The 18,063-nt window shown below is 61.3% G+C and carries 15 protein-coding genes; 6 read left to right on the forward strand and 9 right to left on the reverse strand.

Features of this window, described 5'->3' with window-relative positions; translation table 11 throughout:
- Nucleotides 1-38 precede the first annotated feature (38 nt).
- The 4 genes from PXH66_RS16855 to PXH66_RS16870 all read right to left on the reverse strand — a co-directional run bounded on the left by PXH66_RS16855 (nucleotide 39) and on the right by PXH66_RS16870 (nucleotide 2,958).
- Complete coding sequence (locus PXH66_RS16855) at nucleotides 39-1,085, reverse strand: PDZ domain-containing protein (protein ID WP_330930718.1); 1,047 nt, start codon at nucleotides 1,083-1,085, stop codon at nucleotides 39-41.
- Nucleotides 1,086-1,151: 66 nt separating this feature from the next.
- Nucleotides 1,152-1,706 (reverse strand): hypothetical protein, encoded by a 555-nt coding sequence (locus PXH66_RS16860; RefSeq protein ID WP_330930719.1) that lies wholly within the window; start codon nucleotides 1,704-1,706, stop codon nucleotides 1,152-1,154.
- A complete protein-coding gene (locus PXH66_RS16865) occupies nucleotides 1,699-2,211 on the reverse strand; it encodes an RNA polymerase sigma factor (RefSeq protein WP_330930720.1) in 513 nt (170 codons plus the stop codon). Before PXH66_RS16865 ends, PXH66_RS16860 begins: the two co-directional genes overlap by 8 nt.
- A 213-nt stretch (nucleotides 2,212-2,424) precedes the next feature.
- Nucleotides 2,425-2,958, reverse strand: a complete 534-nt coding sequence (locus tag PXH66_RS16870) for an REP-associated tyrosine transposase (protein ID WP_330930721.1) — start codon at nucleotides 2,956-2,958, stop codon at nucleotides 2,425-2,427.
- A gap of 319 nt (nucleotides 2,959-3,277) precedes the next feature.
- Between PXH66_RS16870 and PXH66_RS16875 the strand changes: the two genes are divergently transcribed.
- On the forward strand, nucleotides 3,278-4,684 hold the full coding sequence (locus PXH66_RS16875; protein ID WP_330932081.1) for an IS701 family transposase: 1,407 nt from the start codon (nucleotides 3,278-3,280) through the stop codon (nucleotides 4,682-4,684).
- Nucleotides 4,685-4,758: 74 nt separating this feature from the next.
- Here the strand turns inward: PXH66_RS16875 and PXH66_RS16880 are convergent, their stop codons facing one another.
- The 3 genes from PXH66_RS16880 to PXH66_RS16890 form a co-directional block, all read right to left on the reverse strand.
- Nucleotides 4,759-5,703: a tyrosine-type recombinase/integrase gene (locus PXH66_RS16880; protein WP_330932082.1), complete on the reverse strand. Its 945-nt coding sequence runs from the start codon at nucleotides 5,701-5,703 to the stop codon at nucleotides 4,759-4,761.
- Nucleotides 5,704-6,585: 882 nt separating this feature from the next.
- Nucleotides 6,586-6,945: a group II intron maturase-specific domain-containing protein gene (locus tag PXH66_RS16885; RefSeq protein WP_345784010.1), complete on the reverse strand. Its 360-nt coding sequence runs from the start codon at nucleotides 6,943-6,945 to the stop codon at nucleotides 6,586-6,588.
- A gap of 637 nt (nucleotides 6,946-7,582) precedes the next feature.
- Nucleotides 7,583-8,131: a DUF421 domain-containing protein gene (locus PXH66_RS16890; RefSeq protein WP_330930108.1), complete on the reverse strand. Its 549-nt coding sequence runs from the start codon at nucleotides 8,129-8,131 to the stop codon at nucleotides 7,583-7,585.
- A 492-nt stretch (nucleotides 8,132-8,623) separates the two neighbouring features.
- Here PXH66_RS16890 and PXH66_RS16895 point away from each other — a divergent pair, with 492 nt between their 5' ends.
- From PXH66_RS16895 to PXH66_RS16910, 4 genes are all read left to right on the forward strand, one after another.
- On the forward strand, nucleotides 8,624-9,079 hold the full coding sequence (locus PXH66_RS16895; RefSeq protein ID WP_330930107.1) for a M15 family metallopeptidase: 456 nt from the start codon (nucleotides 8,624-8,626) through the stop codon (nucleotides 9,077-9,079).
- A gap of 101 nt (nucleotides 9,080-9,180) precedes the next feature.
- Nucleotides 9,181-9,834 (forward strand): DUF6503 family protein, encoded by a 654-nt coding sequence (locus tag PXH66_RS16900; protein WP_330930106.1) that lies wholly within the window; start codon nucleotides 9,181-9,183, stop codon nucleotides 9,832-9,834.
- 262 nt (nucleotides 9,835-10,096) lie between these two features.
- Entirely contained in the window at nucleotides 10,097-10,729 is a 633-nt protein-coding gene (locus PXH66_RS16905) for a hypothetical protein (RefSeq protein ID WP_330930105.1), read from the forward strand.
- Nucleotides 10,730-10,832: 103 nt separating this feature from the next.
- Entirely contained in the window at nucleotides 10,833-11,996 is a 1,164-nt protein-coding gene (locus tag PXH66_RS16910) for a redoxin domain-containing protein (protein WP_330930104.1), read from the forward strand.
- Between the two features lie 338 nt (nucleotides 11,997-12,334).
- On the opposite strand, the gene PXH66_RS16915 is transcribed toward PXH66_RS16910, so the two are convergent.
- Both PXH66_RS16915 and PXH66_RS16920 read right to left on the reverse strand, forming a co-directional pair.
- Nucleotides 12,335-14,338 (reverse strand): alpha/beta hydrolase family protein, encoded by a 2,004-nt coding sequence (locus tag PXH66_RS16915; RefSeq protein WP_330930103.1) that lies wholly within the window; start codon nucleotides 14,336-14,338, stop codon nucleotides 12,335-12,337.
- Nucleotides 14,339-14,477: 139 nt separating this feature from the next.
- Entirely contained in the window at nucleotides 14,478-16,490 is a 2,013-nt protein-coding gene (locus tag PXH66_RS16920; protein WP_330930102.1) for an alpha/beta hydrolase family protein, read from the reverse strand.
- 201 nt (nucleotides 16,491-16,691) lie between these two features.
- On the opposite strand from PXH66_RS16920, the gene PXH66_RS16925 reads away from it, so the two are divergent.
- Nucleotides 16,692-18,053, forward strand: coding sequence for a GDSL-type esterase/lipase family protein (locus PXH66_RS16925; RefSeq protein WP_330930101.1), 1,362 nt, complete (start codon nucleotides 16,692-16,694; stop codon nucleotides 18,051-18,053).
- Nucleotides 18,054-18,063 lie beyond the last annotated feature (10 nt).

Here is an 18,063-nt window from a genome sequence, read left to right on the forward strand (position 1 = left end):
TACACGCAGCCGGTGCACGACCGGGCTGAAACCACTATTCAGGAATTATTGTCCGCGACCTGGACCACGACGTGGCTTTCCATCTTGGGCCGGATGATCTGGGCCGAGCCTCCCTTGGGCGTGATGATATGCACGTCATCGGTCTCGAACGAACTGTCGGTGTGAAACTCGATGTCCTCGATACTCTCCACCTTTTGCAGGCGCTGCTTTAACGCATCGCTGAGTTTGGCGCGATCGGCTTCACTGGAAATGGGACCATCGAACAACACATCGCCGTCGGCGCTTTTCACCACCAGGGTCTTTTGGCCACCCGCCGTGAGCAACTCGACCATACCGTCCTCATCGGAAAACACGACATTGCCTTGATTGACATTGAGCATGCGCGTAACCGGACCTTCCTCCTTGGTGACCCACGCCATTTTCTGACCTTCATCCTGTCGGGATCGAACGTGCTGCATGAGGCGTTCAACCTCCTCGCGGGAAATGTTACCGCCCGCCGAGCGCGCATGGTCGCGCAGGACTTTCACGTCGACACTGCCGTGGGCATTGCCCGAGTCGGAATCGCCGAGCACGCGAAACTGGCGGGACATTTTTTTGGCTTTGCGTTCGCCGAGCTCGACCTCGGCGGTCTGTTGCTTGCCCGCTCGGATGATCGTGAGGGTGACCTTCGTCCCGATGTCCTTGGAACGCACGAGCACGCCCAGTTGATCGGCACTGACGAGAAGTTGGTCGTCAAACTTGATCAGGATGTCGTGTTTGGCCAACGCCGTCGCCGCCGCCGTTTCCGGCACGACCCGACTCACCACGAGGCCGATGCCACGGTCGAGGCCGAGCTGCGTCGTCAGCGTCGAGGAAACCCGCGCGGTTTCCACGCCCAGAAATGCGCTGGGATCGGCGGCTTCAGCATCCTCGTGCACCCAACCGAATGTCATGTTGCCGCCGGACTGACCGTCGTGGTCGCCCGATACGATCACTTCGACATGGTGCTCCTCATCATCTTCATGATGAGCCGCCGAAGCCATGGGCACCGCCAGCGCAGCGATTAAAAGAATGCCGCCGAGACGGCGGAAGTGAGGTGTGTTCATGATGTTTCGAGTTCGGATGATTTTGGTTTAAGCAGGGTTGAAATAATAAGCACGAAGGCGCGGCTCTCAGTAAGCCGCCAGCCCGACGAAGCGCACCGATTCACGCGGGACCTCCCAGCGCAACTGGGCCACTCCCGCCGGATCACGCCATTCGATCGTATCCACGAAATAATCACGCACGCGCTCGACCGCCGAACCATCGGCCAGCTCGATGACGCCGTCGGAGCGACTGCCAATGATGGTGCGACCGGCCTTGACCGGACGCAGCGTGGGAGCCTCGACCGCCGCTCCCAGCGCCACCGCGGCGGTGGGGTCGGCGGCGGTGATCGCGGGAGGAAAATGCGAAATCGACAACACCGTCATCAACGCGACCAAAGCCGCCGCCACCCCCCAGTTGGCCCATTTCCACGACGTCCAGGTCGTGGCGGTGGTGTAAACCGGAACGCGACGAACCGCCCGCGGCAGCGACGATGAACCGGAGGTCGATTCGCGGGGACGAAACGGCGCGGCGAGTTCAGGCGCGTCGAGCACTTCGGCGATACGGCTCTGCAACCGCGAGCACGGTTGACGAGGCCGCAGCTGCCGGAGCTCGGCTTCCAGATCGGCAAATTCGTTATCCATGATTTTCCAAGGTTGAAAGTTTCTGACGCAAGGCACCGAGCGCGTAGCGATAGCGCGAAGCCGCCGTGTGCGGTGACAGGTCGAGTCGATCAGCAATTTCCGCGAAGGTGAGCCCGCCCCAGATTTTGAGCACCAATACCTCGCGCTGTTCGGACGGGAGCTGCACCACGGCCTCCTCCAGGTGATTGGCACGGTCGTCGCATTCCGGGTTCGGTTCGAACCACGATTCCGCCGCGATATCGACATGCTCTTGTTCGCGACGCTCACGCCGCGCCCGCCGCCGCAGCAGATCGAGCGCGGACCGCCGCACCGAGGTCAGCATCAAAGGCATGGGCTCTCCGGGCAGGGAACGCTGCTGCCGCCAGAAGCGAACGAACGCCTCCTGCACGACATCCTCCGCATCCGCCGCCGATCGCGTCCATTGCCGGGCGGCGAGCAGCAACCGGGCTCCATAGGTTTGAAACCAGGAGCGCCAGTCGGAATCGGGCGAAGAGGGTTTGGGCATGATGAGACGTTTCGAGGCGAGTTTACCCCTTTAAGCGCCACCACCCCGAACTTTTGTCTATATTGTCTAAAAATTTTCCCAGACTGGGCCGAATCAGCCGCAAGGTCGGGCCCGTGCGTATTCAATCATCAGCCCCCCCCGTGGGTCGGGCTTTAGGCCCGCCTGTTCCTCCAAGCCGCTCGTGGGTCCGGTTTTATGCCCGACACCCGCTTATCACCGCCACCATGCCGGAGGAAGCACATCGCGGTCATCCGCTGCATTCTGACCCAGCCAGATGGAGACCTGTTCACTGCACCACCACCCCGGCCAGACTTGATCGTCGGCAACGAGGTCGGCCCGGTAGGGATTGAGCCACATGTATCGAACCACGCCCAGGACTTGGTCCTGCGGTCGCAGCCGATGATCATAAAAACCCGGTTGCCACGACAGGTTTCGCTTCCGCAATGGCGTCGACTGCCTCCCTTTCCAAGCGCGCACCGCCGCCGCCAAGGTGCCCGATGTCAACCGCACCAGCATGTGAACATGATCCGGCATGATCACGATGGCATGAAGCCACCATGCATCCTCCTTCACCAAGTCATGCGCCCCCTTCTGCAACGAGCGACACACGTCCGTTTCCATCAAACCACTTCGAAATCGGAGAGGACGCCTGACCGTCATGGTCAGAAAATATGTCGCGCCCGGCAGATCAATCCGCCCCCGTCGTAACGCACCGTAACCGGGGCCACGTTGCGGCGATTCAGACATGAGACGGAGCCAATCCGATGCAGCGTCGGGCGTAAAGCCCGACCCTGAAGTTTGGCACCGACTAGTTTTTTGGGAGGAAAGGGCTTGTCATTAATCTAGTAATTAAACTAGTTATCTTCATGGGCTATCCAACTAAAGTTCAATGCATTCAGCGGAAGGAAACTTCCCAGTTCTATATCAACTTCCCCACTCCCATCGCTCAAGCGATGGACTTCGCCAAAGGCGAGACCGTCGAGTGGACGATCCACGACAAGGGCCACCTCATTGTCTCCCGGCGTGAAGTCCCGCCCGACAGGGTCCCTGTAAAAAAAACGCCTCGTTGAGCGAAGCGTTCGATTCCCTGCTCGATGGTCTCGCGCCGGTCTTCGACTTGCCCGAGGACTTTGCGCGCGCCCGCACGCAATGGCTGGCTGGGTTGCTCAACCTGGGCCGCCACACGGTGACCGGTGCATTGAGCACCGCTGGCTCCCAGCACCGGGACTGGTCGGCGGATTATCGGTTGCTGCAACGCCTGCCGGTCGAGCCGATCTTCGCACACGTGCGCACCGAGGCACTGGCTGCCACCGATGCCACCCGGCCCTGGGTGGTCGCATTGGACGACTCCATCACACGCAAGACCGGCCGGTGCATCCCCGGCTGCGGCTGGCGCAAGGACCCCCTCGGTCCGCCCTTCAACGTCAACTTCATCTGGGGCCAGCGCGTGCTCCAGTTCAGCGCCGCGATGCCCGCCGACGACGGCTCCGCCCGGCTGGTGCCGGTGGACTGGCAAGAGGCTCCATTGCCCAAAAAGCCCTCGCGTCACGCCGACGCCCAGGCGCAGGCGGCGTATGTGGAGGCGCGCAAACAGGCCAACATCAACAAAGTCGCCGCCGAACGCATGGCGCACCTGCGCACCGCGACCCAACGGCCCATCCACTGGGTGAGCGACGGGCGCTTCACCAACCGCACCCTCCTGCGCCAACTGCCGGAAAACACCGTGCTGATCGGCCGGGTGCGCAAGGACACCAAACTCTACGCGCCCTACGCAGCGCAGCCCGGCAAGAACGGCCGCCCCCGCAAGTATGGCGACACCTTGCCCACGCCCGAACAGCTGCGCGTGGACGACACCGTCGGGTGGACCCGGGTGTCGGCCTTTGCGGCCGCAAAGCGTCACGACTTTAAGATCAAAACCCAGGGGCCGGTGCTCGCCCGTATCACCGGAGTCGATACGCTGGTGCAGGTGGTCGTGATCGCGCCCCTGGGCTACCGATTGAAAACAGGCGGCAAATTGCTCTACCGGCAGCCCGCCTACCTGATCTGCACCGATGCGGACGTGCCGCTCGCAGAGATCTTGCAGGAATACCTCTGGCGCTGGGACATCGAGGTCAACTTCAAGGACGAAAAGGACCTGCTCGGTGTCAGCGAAGCGCAGTTGCGCGAACCCGAGGCGGTGCGCCGCCAGCCCGCCTGCGCGGTGGCCGCGTATGCGCTCCTGTTGCTCGCCGGGCACAAAACCTACGGCTCGAATCGACTGCCGCCCTCGGTGCCCCTCGCCAAATGGCGACGTCGTGAACCCCCGCGCCGCGCCACGACTGGCCTGCTCATCAACCAGCTGCGCGTCGAACTGTGGTCGCGCCACCTACGGCCGGACAGTTTATCGCACTTCTGCTCTCGCACCCGGCCAATCCACAAATCGGATAAACCCGCCACCGACCTCGCCTCCGCCCTGTTCTACTCCCATAATTAAGCCTCACTCGCGCCAAACTTCAGAGCCCGGGGCTTGCGCCCCGAGCCACTCGGCCAAGGCCGACACGGATTTAACTAAATGCCGTCGAGCAAACGACTCACCGCCGCGCGAGCGGCGGCTTCATTGACGGCGGTCAGATGCGTGTAAATGGCGGTCGTTTCAATGGAGGAGTGGCCCATGAACTGCGCAATCAAGCGGATGCTCACGCCCTCTTCGAGCAGGTGCGTCGCATACGAATGACGCAGCGTGTGCGGGTGGGTGCCCTTGGGCAGTTTGGCCACCGGCACGACCAACCGCAGGCAGTTTTGGATCGAACCCACGCCCATCGGTTCGGACGCGAGAGCCAGGCGCTCGCGCGCACCGGGCCCCTCGCGCCAGCCCCGACCGGTGCCAGGGAACACCCACTTCGGATGCCGGTGCGTGCGCCAGTAGGCGCGCAACTCCTCGAGCATCGATTCGGGCAGCGGCACGTAGCGCTCCTTTTGCCCCTTCGTGTGGTGCAGATGCAGTCGGCACGGCTCACGCTTGATATCGGTCACCTCTAGTGTCGTTGCTTCACGGATACGCAACCCGCACGCATAGATGAGTCGCAGGATGGTGCGAAACCGAGGTTCGGTGATCGCCGCGAACAACCGCGCCACCTCGGCGCGGGTGAGCACCGCGGGCAAGGTTTTGCGATCGGGCGAGCGCACCAGGTCGAACAGCTTCCACGGGTGGCCCAGCAACTTGCCGTAGAAGTTGCGCATGGCGCACACGGCGGTGCGCATCGTGCTGCCGCTGTAGTGGTGGACCTCCTTGAGGTGCAGCAGGTAGGCGCGAAGCTGCGCCTCGTTCAATTCGGCCGGATCGCGCTTCACGTGCTGCGCGAGTTTGCGCACGTAGCGCACATACTCCGAGCGGGTGGAGAAGGCCATGCTTCGCAGCTTGAGCATCTCATCGAAGCGCACTAACGATTGATACTGTTCGGTGACGTCACGACGGAAGTCGCGACCTTTACGGGTGGATTTGTTTTTGGACATAGCACCGCCAGTCTTGCGATTGGCGGACCAAAATACATCGTCAACCGCCGTGCGTCCCGAACGTCATACCCCTCACTCCTCACTGCGCCGCGCAGCGGCTTCGTTCATCCAGCCGGTCGAGACAACGACGGCCAGGGCCGCCGTTGTCCGGTCACTCCTCCCCAACGCGGTCACCATTTCACATTCGCTGGCCGCCGCGTCTCACCTATAACGATAGGCAAAATGTCCCCGCATTACTGGATCGACGTTCGAAGTAAAAGGCGGCTCCTCGTGTTTACGGTGGCGACCGCGCTCATCGTTGGATTCTGGTCGGTGCTACCCGAAGAAATCAGAGCGTCGTTATCGCACGCCAGAGGCCGATGGATCACAAATCTTCCATTCTTTATGTTCTTCGGCTGGATTGGCGGTTGGTTCATTCTTCTATTTGTGCGGGGCGAGGACTTGCACATTACGGCGCCATTCGATTTCCAAGGATTCACTCGCCTTGTTGCAGGAGCCCTAATTCTTGCTTCGCTGGCAAGTGCTGGGGCCCTTTTTCTTGTTTCCGAACCGTGAGAACCAAGCCTATCAAGTCAGTGCAGACAAGGACCACAAGTGGTCCCGTCTGACCTCGGGCGTTCGCCGGAAGTAATATTCGAGGTCGTTTCCCAGCCGTCATTCGCCATTCCAGCTGAAACAAAAAGAAGATAGATTCGGACCCGAGCTGACGTTCCAGAAAGATCCCCTCCACCGCAGACATGACATTTCATTTCCCCACCTCAATCGAATCGATTGTCCTGCATAAACCAGAGGCGAATCGGGTCCCCGTGACCGACTGATATAAGATCAATCGGCCACAGGTCCCACACCACCCGGCGTGCCGCTCGGCACCGGGCGGTTCCGTCAGGCGGGAACACTGTTGTTCCCGTAATGCATAGCGATCCACTTTGACCTCATGTCCGGCACCCCTTGCCCGTGAAGATAGGCGTTGGTCAACGCCGCCTGCACGATGCTATTGCTGCTCATGCGCCAGTAGCCTTTGCGACTGCGCGTCGCCAGTTTCACCTTGGCGGGGTTGGCCCCGAGTTTGATCAAATTGCGACGCCGAGTGCGCGGTTGCTTCCACTGTTTCCAATAATACATCCGCACGCGTCGTCGCATCCAATCCTCCAGTGCCAACACTTCCCCGTAGGTGTGACTGATCCCGAAGTAGCCCAGCCAGCCGATCACGTAGCGACGAAGCTCCGTGATGACTTTGTCCACCGCCACCCCGCGCTTGCGCGAGGTGATCGCCTTGAGGCGGGTTTTGAACCGTAGCCGGGACTTCTCCGTCCAGGCGCTAAAAAAGGGTCAGGCGCTAAAAAAGGGCGCTAAAAAAGGGTCAGGCGCTAAAAAAGGGTCAGGTTTAAACATTTGTAGTTCGGGCAATCCGAGGGAGGTCAGGGCAATCCGAGGGGAGCAGAAAGGGGGCTGGTTTAAACATTTGTAGTTCTCAGTCGTTCGTAGACTGAGATCATCGATCTCCCGACGCTTCAGGCGACCGTTATGCGTGCTGACCGCTTCGGGCGCAGCTCGCAGAGAGCGCGGAGGCTCGGGTAGCGGGGCCGAGCTGGAGCTCGGCGTTCCCGGGGAGGGCCTCATCGAGCGGGGCAAACGGATGGGGTCATGTCGTCACTTTGTCAGCAGGTCCCACCGAGCAGCGGATAGCGGTGGATTTCTTGGAACTGACGTGTGCCCTTCAAAACGATGGAAATCTACGCGGGAAGCTCCAATTCGTTTGCCTCAAATTCCCCCATCTCAACGCCAATGCTGACAATCTGACGACATGACCCCGATGGCTGCCTTGACCCCGATGGCTGCCTCCCCGATGGCTGCCGTGACCCCGATGGCTGCCGGGGTTTCAGTTCCTCTTGCCGATACGGGTCTCGTCCGATCGCTTCACGCCGACGAGGCTTGAGACGGATTCTTCCGGCGGGTGCTGGGTAATCACACTCAACGAACCATCGGTTTCCAGCACCACGGCGGCGACCTGGTCCACTCGCGCCAAGCCTGCGGAGCGAATGGCCGCACGCACCTCATCAGCGGTGATCCGTTCGCGGCGCAGAGCCGCATCGTGGAGCTTACCCGTCTCCAGCAACAACGCCGGCTCTCCTGTCACCATCCGGCGCACCCAGCCGACCCTCACACTCAACCACGTGATTAAGAACTGCAGTCCGACCAACAGCGCCAGCGCGACTGACCCTTGGGCCCAGGACACATCGCGGTTGAGCAGGATCGTCGCGAGCGTGGAACCGAGCGATACTGTGATCACCAAATCGAAGGCATTCATTTTGGAAAGCACGCGTTTGCCAGCAATCCGAAGAAATAAAATGAGCGCGACATAGGCTGACACGCCGACCGCCAGTGTCCGCTCCAATGTGCTCCAGTGATCAAAAAATGCCTGCTCCATCCCTCTCCAGACTCCGAAATTCCGCGAACGTTCGCCGACGGGCGTGGAGAAGCCCCATCAGTCCGGCTCGGCGTGAGACTTCGTGCCCGGAGACCTGACGGCGTCATGTCCTCACTTTGTCAGGATTTGGGCTGGTGTGAGGGCAATCCGACGAGGTCGTTTCGTTACAATTGGGACTTCTCGAGCGAAGAATGGCCAGCGATTGGGTCCATTTGGAATTTCACGCGTTGGGGCCTGCCAAACGGGGTATAGTCGCTGGGGGCTCAGCCTTCAGCTCGTCGTGATTGAGCGGCACCGGCAGACATTTGGGACTTTACCCCTGAGCCGGGAGGGCACTGCGACCTGCCGGGAAGGTGGCGGGCGCGCCTCCTTTTCCAAGCGGGCTGGCACGACGTTGCCATTCCGGATTTCGGCTGTGAGGGTGCCTCATAATCCACGATGAACCCATCGCTGAATCCGCTGCCATCACCGCCACCCGGATACCGCAGACGAATGCCTCCGGTCGAAGAAGCCAAGCAGGTGGTTTCCGTCGGTTCGGATGTGTTCGGACGGGAGGTGTTCCTGTCCCCACCGACCGCCCGGGCGTGGCACCGCCTGCACCGGGCCGCGAAATGCGAAGGGGTCCACCCCCTGCTTATCTCCGGCTTTCGCAGCTTCTCTCACCAAGTGAAAATCGTCACGCGCAAGCTGCGGGCCGGCCAGTCGCTTGAAGACATCCTCAGGGTCAGCGCGTATCCCGGCCACAGTGAACACCATGCCGGCACCGCTTTGGATCTGGGATCGCCGCAGGCCGAACCCTTGTCGGAAGCGTTTGAACACACCCCGGAATTCAATTGGCTGACGGCGCAGGCTTCGGAATTTGGTTTCACGCTGTCCTACCCCCGGAAAAACGAACGGGGCATTGCTTTCGAACCCTGGCACTGGAACTACACCGGCCCCGCCACTTGAACGGAGCGACGCATCCATGGTCGACCGGGTCGCGGTTGCCGGGGGATCGTGATCATTTCGTCCCTGACGTCGCCGGAAATGCCCCGCAACCTTCAAGACTTATGACTCTTCGTGGGATGCTTTGCTTCATCGGAAGCGGACTGACCGTGGTGGCGGCCGCCCCGACTCCGACGGAGGTGTTGGCGCGGGCCACGGCTTACCACGATCCGCACGGGGAATGGGCCGCGCTGGAGGACACGACTTTTCACTTTATCGAGACGCGCCCCGGGGCAGAGAACAAGACCGTCACCATGGTCCTCAACAACCGCACAACATCCATGCGGCTCGATCGCAATGGGACCGAGGCCTACGCGATCACCAGGGAGTCCTGCACCGTAATCGCTGGCGAACGCGATGCCGCCCGCGGCCTCATGTTGCGCAACTACTACCTCTATCTGTGGGGGCTGCCCATGAAACTCCATGACGCCGACACACCGCTTGATGCCGAGGTCACCACGGCGGAGATCGACGGCGCCGCCTGCGATGTGATCCGCGTCGTCTACGAGCAGGACACATGGTATTTCTTCATCGACCAACAGACCGGTCGCATGCGCCGCTACACGTTCTACAAGGACGAGGCGGCGGGCAAAGGCGAGTTGATCAAACTCGAAGACGAGATCCAGGTCGGCTCAATGCGGATCCCGCAAAAACGTAGTTGGTATACGCTGCCCGGGATGAAGTATCTCGGCACCGACATTCTCACGAAAACGGAGTAAAGGCAATCGGGCGCGCCGGCGGCTCCTCTCCAGAAAGCAACGCGCCGGATGATGTCGGGCGTGAAGCCCGATCCACAGGGGACCTTCCAACGGCGCAAGGACTCAAGCTTCTCGGCGATGCAATCGAGACCATCAGCCGGGACCCGACCTTTAAATCTCCAGAACCTACCACAATGCACGCGACGCTGATTTCCGCCGTTTCCTCCTGTAGAAATGCCAGCGGTAGGGTTAGCTTCGTGACCTTCGGTAAAATGTCATCCTCATGAGAAAACTCGTCCCTTATAAAACCACCCGCAACGCCCTCGCCGCGTTGGATAACGGCGGACGCTTCTACAACCTGCTCACGAAGTCGGCCGACGGTGAGATCGCCCCCGCCGAACTAGCCAAGGTCGCCGGCGTTTATTCCGACCAACAGCAGATGTTTCTGTTTTTGGAGATGGCCTTGGCGGCGCTGCCGGAGGATGGCGCGACCACGGTGGTGAGCGCGTTGTCCCCGGAGCTCAAGAAAGCGCGGCGGCGCCACCGCCCGGCCATGCTGTCTCCCGCCGCCGCCGTCACGACCGGCAAGCCCGGCAAGTCGCTCATCGTGACCGGCGTGCCCCGCTACGTGCAGTCGAACACCGACTTCGTCGGCTTCATCATGATCCCCATCTCCACGGGCAAGGTCACCACGTTCAGCATGGTGCCGATCATGGATGCCTACGATGTTTACGAGGTGAGGGACGACGCGTCGGACGCAAACTTTCTGGTCGCCCACGCCCGCACCAAGACCAAGTTGCCCGCGCACCGCACCACCTTCGGCGGCATCCTCAAAAAACTGGAAAAATCGAAGGCCAAGACGTCCGCCCACCACGGGTATCTCGACGCGCTGTTCTACACACCGCAGAGCGACTGAAATCCGCCGACCGCCCCGAGGGCGGAACGATTTGGTGAACTTGAACCAAGCCATCTGCCCGCGATCGCTTGCGGATCGAACCGGCTGGCATCACGTTGGCGCCATGATGCCCCGGTTAATCCCGTCTCTCCTCACCCTCGTCGCTCTCTCCGCCGGTCTGGCCTCCGCCGCCGACGACTACCCGAAGCCGCCGCCGCTCGGCACGCCGTTGCCGCACTTCGAGCTGCCCGGCATCGAAGGTGGCACCTACGAGGTGAAAACCTACACCCCGGAATCTTTCGCCGACGCGAAGCTCCTGTGCATCGTTTTCACCTGCAACCACTGCCCGACCGCCCAGCGTTACGAGGAGCGGCTCAAGCAGCTCACCACCGACTACGGCCCCAAGGGCGTCGCCGTCATCGCCCTCAACCCCAACAACGCCGCCGCCGTGCGTTTGGACGAGATGGCCTACACCGATCTCACCGATTCTTTTGAAGACATGAAGGTCCGGGCCGAACACAAGAGTTTCAACTTTCCGTATCTCGACGACGGTGAGACTCAGGAGATCTCCCGCGTCTTCGGCCCCGTCGCCACCCCGCATGTCTTCATCTACGATCAAGACCGCAAGCTCGCCTTCCAGGGCCGCATCGACGACGCCGAGTTGCCACAATACATCAAGCACCAGGATACCCGCGCCGCTCTCGACGAGTTGCTCGCCGGCAAGAAGGTGTCCACGCCCACCACCCGCGTCTTCGGTTGCTCGGTGAAATGGGCGGAGAAGGCCGAGGGCTACAATAAGATCTGGGCCGAGCAGGTGAAGAACGAGCCGGTCGAGCTCAAGGAAGCCGTCGCCGCTGACTTTGTCGCGTTGCGCGAGAACAAGGATTCCGGCAAATTGCGCCTCATCAATGTCTGGGCCACCTGGTGCGGACCGTGTGTCACCGAGTTCCCGGATTTGGTGGATACCAACCTGACCTTCCGCGGTCGCGATTTCGAGATGGTCACCATCGCGGCCGAGTATCCCAAGATGAGCGCGAAGGCCCTCAAGTTCCTCAAGGGGCAACACGCCTCGATGCAGAACTACATCTTTGGCGACACCGACAAATACGCCAACATCGAGGCCATCGATCCGGAGTGGAACGGCGCCCTGCCCCACACCCTGCTGGTGAACGAGAAAGGCGAGGTCATCTATCGTCAAACGGGACCGGTCGACTTCCTCGAACTGCGCCGCATCATCGTCCCCGCGCTTGACCAGATCACGCCGTGGGGCGGCCTCGACGGCAACTGAGCCGGCCCGATCGGCAGCGACGGCGAAGTAGTAATCGCTCGTCACTTTTTTAAAAGCCGCGTTTTTGGACGCGGCTTTTTTGGGCTTCGGCATGGCTACCCACTGCCACCGTCCCTGCCGTTCGCTCCATCGCTCGAAACGTCGGAGCGGGCTTGCGCGCGATAGCCCCTGCCCCCCGTTCCGACCATGACACCGATGTATCGCGCGCAAGCCCGCTCCTACCGCGCAGTCCTCGCGAGTGGGTGGCGCCCGACCGCCCGACACGCCACGAAAAACGCCGCGTCGGATGGACGCGGCGTGAGAGCGGGACAAGAGGCTGACTCCGCTGGGCGTAAGCCCTACATGTTGGCGTCGAGGAAATCCGCCATGCGTTCGAACAGCGCCACCCGGTTGCTGAGCTGACCGAGGCTGCCGTCGGTCACGAAGACCTGGTGTTTCGCTCCGGCCGAACGCAGGGCATCGATCAACTTGTCGGCTTCCACGGTTTCGACGGGGCTGGCGTTGCGTTGACGTGCGATGAGAATCGGGTCGCGCAACTTGTCGAGGCGACGGTTGGGCGAGATCCGCGCAAACTTGGCGGCATCGCGCCCCGGGTCGCCCAGAATCTTGAAGAGATCGCCGTAGACCGGATCGGATTCGCGATCGAGCCCCAGCGTGTTGGCGATGCGAGCCCAGTCGTAGATGCCCGCAAAGCTGATACCGCAGCGATACAGGTCGGGCTCGTCGACCAAGCCCGTCAGCGCCAGATAGCCACCGAAGCCGCCGCCCGAGATGGCGACGCGATCGGAGTCGATCATGCCCGTGCGCAGCGCTTTGCGCACCGCGCGAGTCACATCGTCATGCATGCGGCCGAAGGCGGCGCGATCCACGGACGGGAACTGCCAATCGTAACCGACCGAGCCGCGGTAGTTGGGCTGCAGCACGGCATAACCGCGGCTGGCGAGAAACTGCACCTCGGGATCGAAACCCCAGGTATTACGCACCCACGGTCCCCCGTGCGGGAGCACGACGAGCGGGGCGGGATTGTCCTTGGTCGTGCCCACCGGCAGCGTGATGTAGGCGTCGAGTTTCTGCCCCTCGGCGGTATCGAACTGAAACATGCTCGTCGCGGCCATCTTCGACGCATCGATCCACGGGGCTTCGCTTTGGAGGCGGCCCACGGTGCGGGCTGCGAGGTCGATCGTGTAATAGGCGACGGGTTCACGATCGGAGCTCACGCTGACCAGCATCACGTTGCCCGATTCGTTGCCATCGAGCAGACGGACAACTTTTCCCGGGAAATAACCGCTCAGGATCTTCTGCAGATTCTGGTAGCCCTCATCAAACCACTGGGAAACCGGACCGGTGCGATCGTAGTGCACACCGACAATGGCATGGGAAGCCGGGTCACGATAAACCGATCCATAAAAATCGTAAGCCACATCGCGCAGCACGAGATCCCCGGCCTCGGCCGTCAGCGCATCGATGAAAAACAACGCCGATGGCTGGGAAGACATGCTGGCCAGACGGACGAGCAGCTCGCCGGGGTGGTCGCCGACGTCGATCACGTTGATGCGATCGAGGTCCAGGGCGGACGGCACCCAGCCCTTGCCATCCCAGAGATTGAGCACCACGCGATCGTTGTCATTGTCCGAGGTGTAGGCGTAGGCCAGATGTCCCGTGGCGTTTACCAGATAGCCCAATTGATTGTCGCCCGGGGGAGCGGGCACGACGCGGAGAATGTGCTCTTCGTTTCTCTCCGCCACCTGCACCCACGCGGCCTCGCTGTCCTCGCCGCGCACGTCGACATACGGTCCGGAGTTCAAGGCGGCATCGATTTCCACCACGGCGGGGCGTCCCTCCGCTCCCGCCACCGCCACCCAGACGAGAGGCTTCATCGGGGTGTCCACCGGCACGCCGATGATCCGGGCCGCTCCATATTGATAAATCGGATACGACTCGCCGGGTTGGTTGATATTCACGACCAGCAGCCCCAGTTCGTCGCCCGCGTTGGTCACGAGGTTGTAGGCGATGTGGGTGTCATCGAGCCAGGAGAAGTTCGTCACCTGCACCGGCCCACTGCCGCCAATGAAGCTCTCGGTTTCGTCGGCGAGGTTCTTGATGATGAGCTGGTAGGTTTCACCGCCGCCCGAGAAGAGGCCGGCCACATGGGTGCCCGCCCGGTTCAGCGCCGGGGCCTGCAGCAGCGGGGCACGAAAGAAAGCGATGGCCGGCGAAGCCTCGGGCAGAGCGGTTCCCGGCAGCTGGGAAGAGACCGTCTGGGCCGTCAGCGGCACGGCTAACACACACCACAAGGCGCACCAAGCGCCGCGAAACGAACGGAGGGATTTCAAACTATACATGGGAAAGAAGGCGGGGAAAACGGGGGTGAAGGCACCTCCTGACACCGACGCGCGCGCCGGGTTCAAAAGACGTAAGGGACCACCGAAGCAAACCCACCGCCCGAGCGCACGCCGAAATTTCAGGGACAAATGCCAGCAGTCAGAGATTTCGCGCGAGGAAGTTTTCAATACGAGTGTAGAGCTCAACCTGATTATCCAGATGCCCCATACCGTGTCCTTCGAGAGCAAAGTAGAGCGCTTCGTGGGGGACGCCGTGCTTCTTCAGTTGATCTTCCAAACGCTTCGATTCGAGAACCGACGCCACCGGATCGTCCTTGCCATGAGCGAGAAACATCGGAGCCCGCATGTTTTCTACAAAATGGATCGGTGAAATTCGCTTAAACTTCTCCCTATCGTCGTCGGGGTTGCCCAACTTCCTTCTCAATCGTCCATAAAACGGCGAAAAATATTGGTCGTATTCACGGTCCTTGATGACTTCCGCCCAATCGTAGACTCCGGCCATACCCACCACGCATTTGTAGAGATCCGGTTCGTGAACTCCGCCCGAAAGGGCCAGATAGGCACCGAATGAACCTCCCATAATGGCCACCCGCTTGGGATCGACCAACCCCGTCCGCAACACCGTCTTGGTCGCGGCCGTCACATCATCGTGCATCTTGCGGAATGCCCACTGGTCCTCCTCGGGAAACATCCAATCGTAACCGGTCGAACCCCGGTAGTTGGGCTGCAGCACCGCGTAGCCCCGACTCGCCAGAAACTGCGCCTGCCCATCAAACCCCAAACGATCGCGCACCCAGGGTCCGCCGTGAGGCAGCACCACCAAGGCGGCCGGATTCGCCTTCGAAACCCCGGCGGGCATCGTGAGGTAGGCATCGAGTTTTTTACCCTCCGCAGTCTTAAACTTCACTATGCTCACGCCACTCGAGCGCTGCGGGTCAATCCATGGCCGCGAGGCTTTCAACAAGCCCAACGACCGCTTTTCCAAATCGACGACGTAGTAACTCGCCGGTTCGCGGTCGGTATACACCAGCAGGACGAAAACCGTGTTGGTTTCATTGCCGCTGACGATACGCACCGCCTTGCGAGGAAAATAACTTTTAAAAAGTTCGTCCAACGCCTGGTAGCCCTCATCAAACCAAACTGCCGCCGGTGTCGCCCGATCATACTGAAACCCCACGATGCGATGCGTGGCCGCATCCCGGAAGGCTCCGTCGGTAACATCGTATCCTTTATCCCGCAACAACGGCTCCCCCATTTTGCCCGTCGCGGGTTCCAACACCCTTATCGCACTGGGTTGTCCATCATAGACGCGATCCCGAATGAGAAGCGTGCCCGACTCGTCCCCTGCCGCCAGAATGTCGACCCGCTCCATATCCACCGGAGTCGGGTCCCAGTCCTCACCCTTGAACTGATGCAAGGTGTAGAGCCCGGCATGGCCGGTGTAACTATAAGCCAGCTCTCCGAACCGATCCGAAAAATAACCCGCGATAAGTCCGCCTTCCGGGACCGCAAAACGGCGCTTCACCATCTTGCGGTTCTGCTCCTCCGCTAAAAAGAAATCCGAACTCGAGAAGGTCGCGCGGGTAAGATCCACAATCTTCCCCGTTTTGATATCGGTATTCAGGTCGACGATTCCGCCATCCTTGCCTTTACCCTCTCCACTCACCCAGACGTAGGGATACCGCCGGTTCTTGACGGGCACACTGATCACTGTGTGCCGTCCGTTCTGGATCAAAGGGTAAGGCCGCGACATGCTCCCCACCTCGGCCGCGCACAGCGCGATGCCCCAGTATTTCTGAGCAGCCAACGAAAACACCAGCCGACGGTCATCCAACCACCGATGGCCATACGTATCCAAATCACCTATCCCCGAAAGCATTTCGGTTTGATTGGTGGCCAGGTCGACGACCACCAACCGGTATTTGTCCTGCCCTCCCGAAACCAGCGCCGCGACGTGTGTCCCCGCTGGATTTAAAATCGGACTCGAAAAATAACTGGGACGAAAAAAGTCCTGAATCGGCACGGGCTGATCCGCCGCCACGGGCTCAAGTCGGTCCAAATCCAATTCATCGGCTGCCTCTAGCAGGGTGGTTCCCCAAAAGGCGCAGGCAATGGCCTGCACCACGCGACGGAAAAGCGGGAAAGAAATCATAAGAAGGAATGGGGGTAAACAGACCAAACGAAGCTCGCGCCAGCTGGCCGACATTCCACGACACCTCGGACCTCGAACACAACCCTCCAATGAAACAGCTCACCTCCCGGTTGTTAACTTCGAACAACCTCGGGCTTTTCATTCCACTGCTTTCCCCGCCATGATGGAGCGTCCCTTCCCGCCCCCTCCCCCCCATCACTTATGCGTTCAAGCCGTCTCTCCTTCGTTGTCATTTTCTGTCTCGCTTCCCTCGGTGCCACCGCCGCTTCGCCGACGGAGACCTCCCCCACGCCCGCCTACGAGCTCGCATTGCCGATGTATGATGACGGGCTGCCCGGCAAGGGCTCCCTGCGGCGGCACACGTGGTTTCAGAGATTGTGGCATGGTCGCCGCACCGACTGGGCCCGGCAGGTCGAGGCCGATCAGGGCGCGCTCGTCTTCTTCGGCGACTCGATCACCCAGGGCTGGGAAAAAACCATGGCCGCAGACTTCGCCGGCGTGAAGATCGCCAACCGCGGCATCAGCGGCGACACCACCCGCGGGCTTTTGATGCGCTTGGAGCTCGATGTGCTCGCGCTGAATCCGTCCGGCGTCGTCCTGCTCATCGGCACCAACGACATCGAGGAAGTCATGCGCAATGACGCCATCACCAACAACGTCGTCGAACTCGTCGAGCGCATCAAAGCCCACGACGCCGACACCCCGATCATCCTGTGTCAGGTTTTCCCCAGCTCGCCGAAAAAGGCGCGCGGCCCCGAATACATCACCGATCTCAACGCCCGCTACCGCGCCGCGTTCCGGGGCGATCCGCAGGTCATCATCCTCGATACCTGGACCCTCTTCGCCAACGCCGAGGGCAACGCCGTGCTCGAGGAAATGCCCGACCTCCTGCACCCCAACGCCATCGGTTACGCCAAATGGCGTGCCGCCTTGTGGCCCATCCTCGCCACGCTCGGCTTCGTCGACACCGATGTCGATCTCGGCTGGCAGCCCGAGCCCGGCTACACGAGTTTGTTCAACGGTCAGGACCTCACGGGCTGGGGCTACCGTCCGACCTCCGCCGCCGATCGCCAGAGCGCCACGGGTTGGATGGCCTCCGATCCCAACGTGGTGTGGCCCTTTGTCGACGAGCCGGTCGACTTTGACGGTTTGACCCAATCGCCCGACGGTCGCTTTGCCGCCATCAACGGTCGCCTCGTCGTCACGACTCCTGCCGAGGGTCGCAAGATCCAACAACTGTGGACCACGCGCGAGATCGGCACCGACTTTGAGCTCCGCATGGAATTCCGCTCGACCCCCAACGCCGACAGCGGCGTCTACGTGCGCGGTCCGCAACTCCAGTGTCGCGACTACGCGCTGGCCGGCCCGTGGAAGGACTTGCCGCACTACCAGCCGCAAGCCTGGAACGAACTGGTCATCACCGTGCGCGGCTCCGAGCTGCACGCGACCTGCAACGGCGACGAACTCGACGCCGATCTCACCCTGCCCGCCTCCGGCCCGATCGGACTCGAAGGCGACCGCGGCCAGATGGAGTATCGACGTATTCGATACAAGGCACTTTGAACGACCCGCG

The sequence above is a fragment of the Synoicihabitans lomoniglobus genome (assembly GCF_029023725.1).
GTDB classification, from domain to species: domain Bacteria; phylum Verrucomicrobiota; class Verrucomicrobiia; order Opitutales; family Opitutaceae; genus Actomonas; species Actomonas lomonigloba.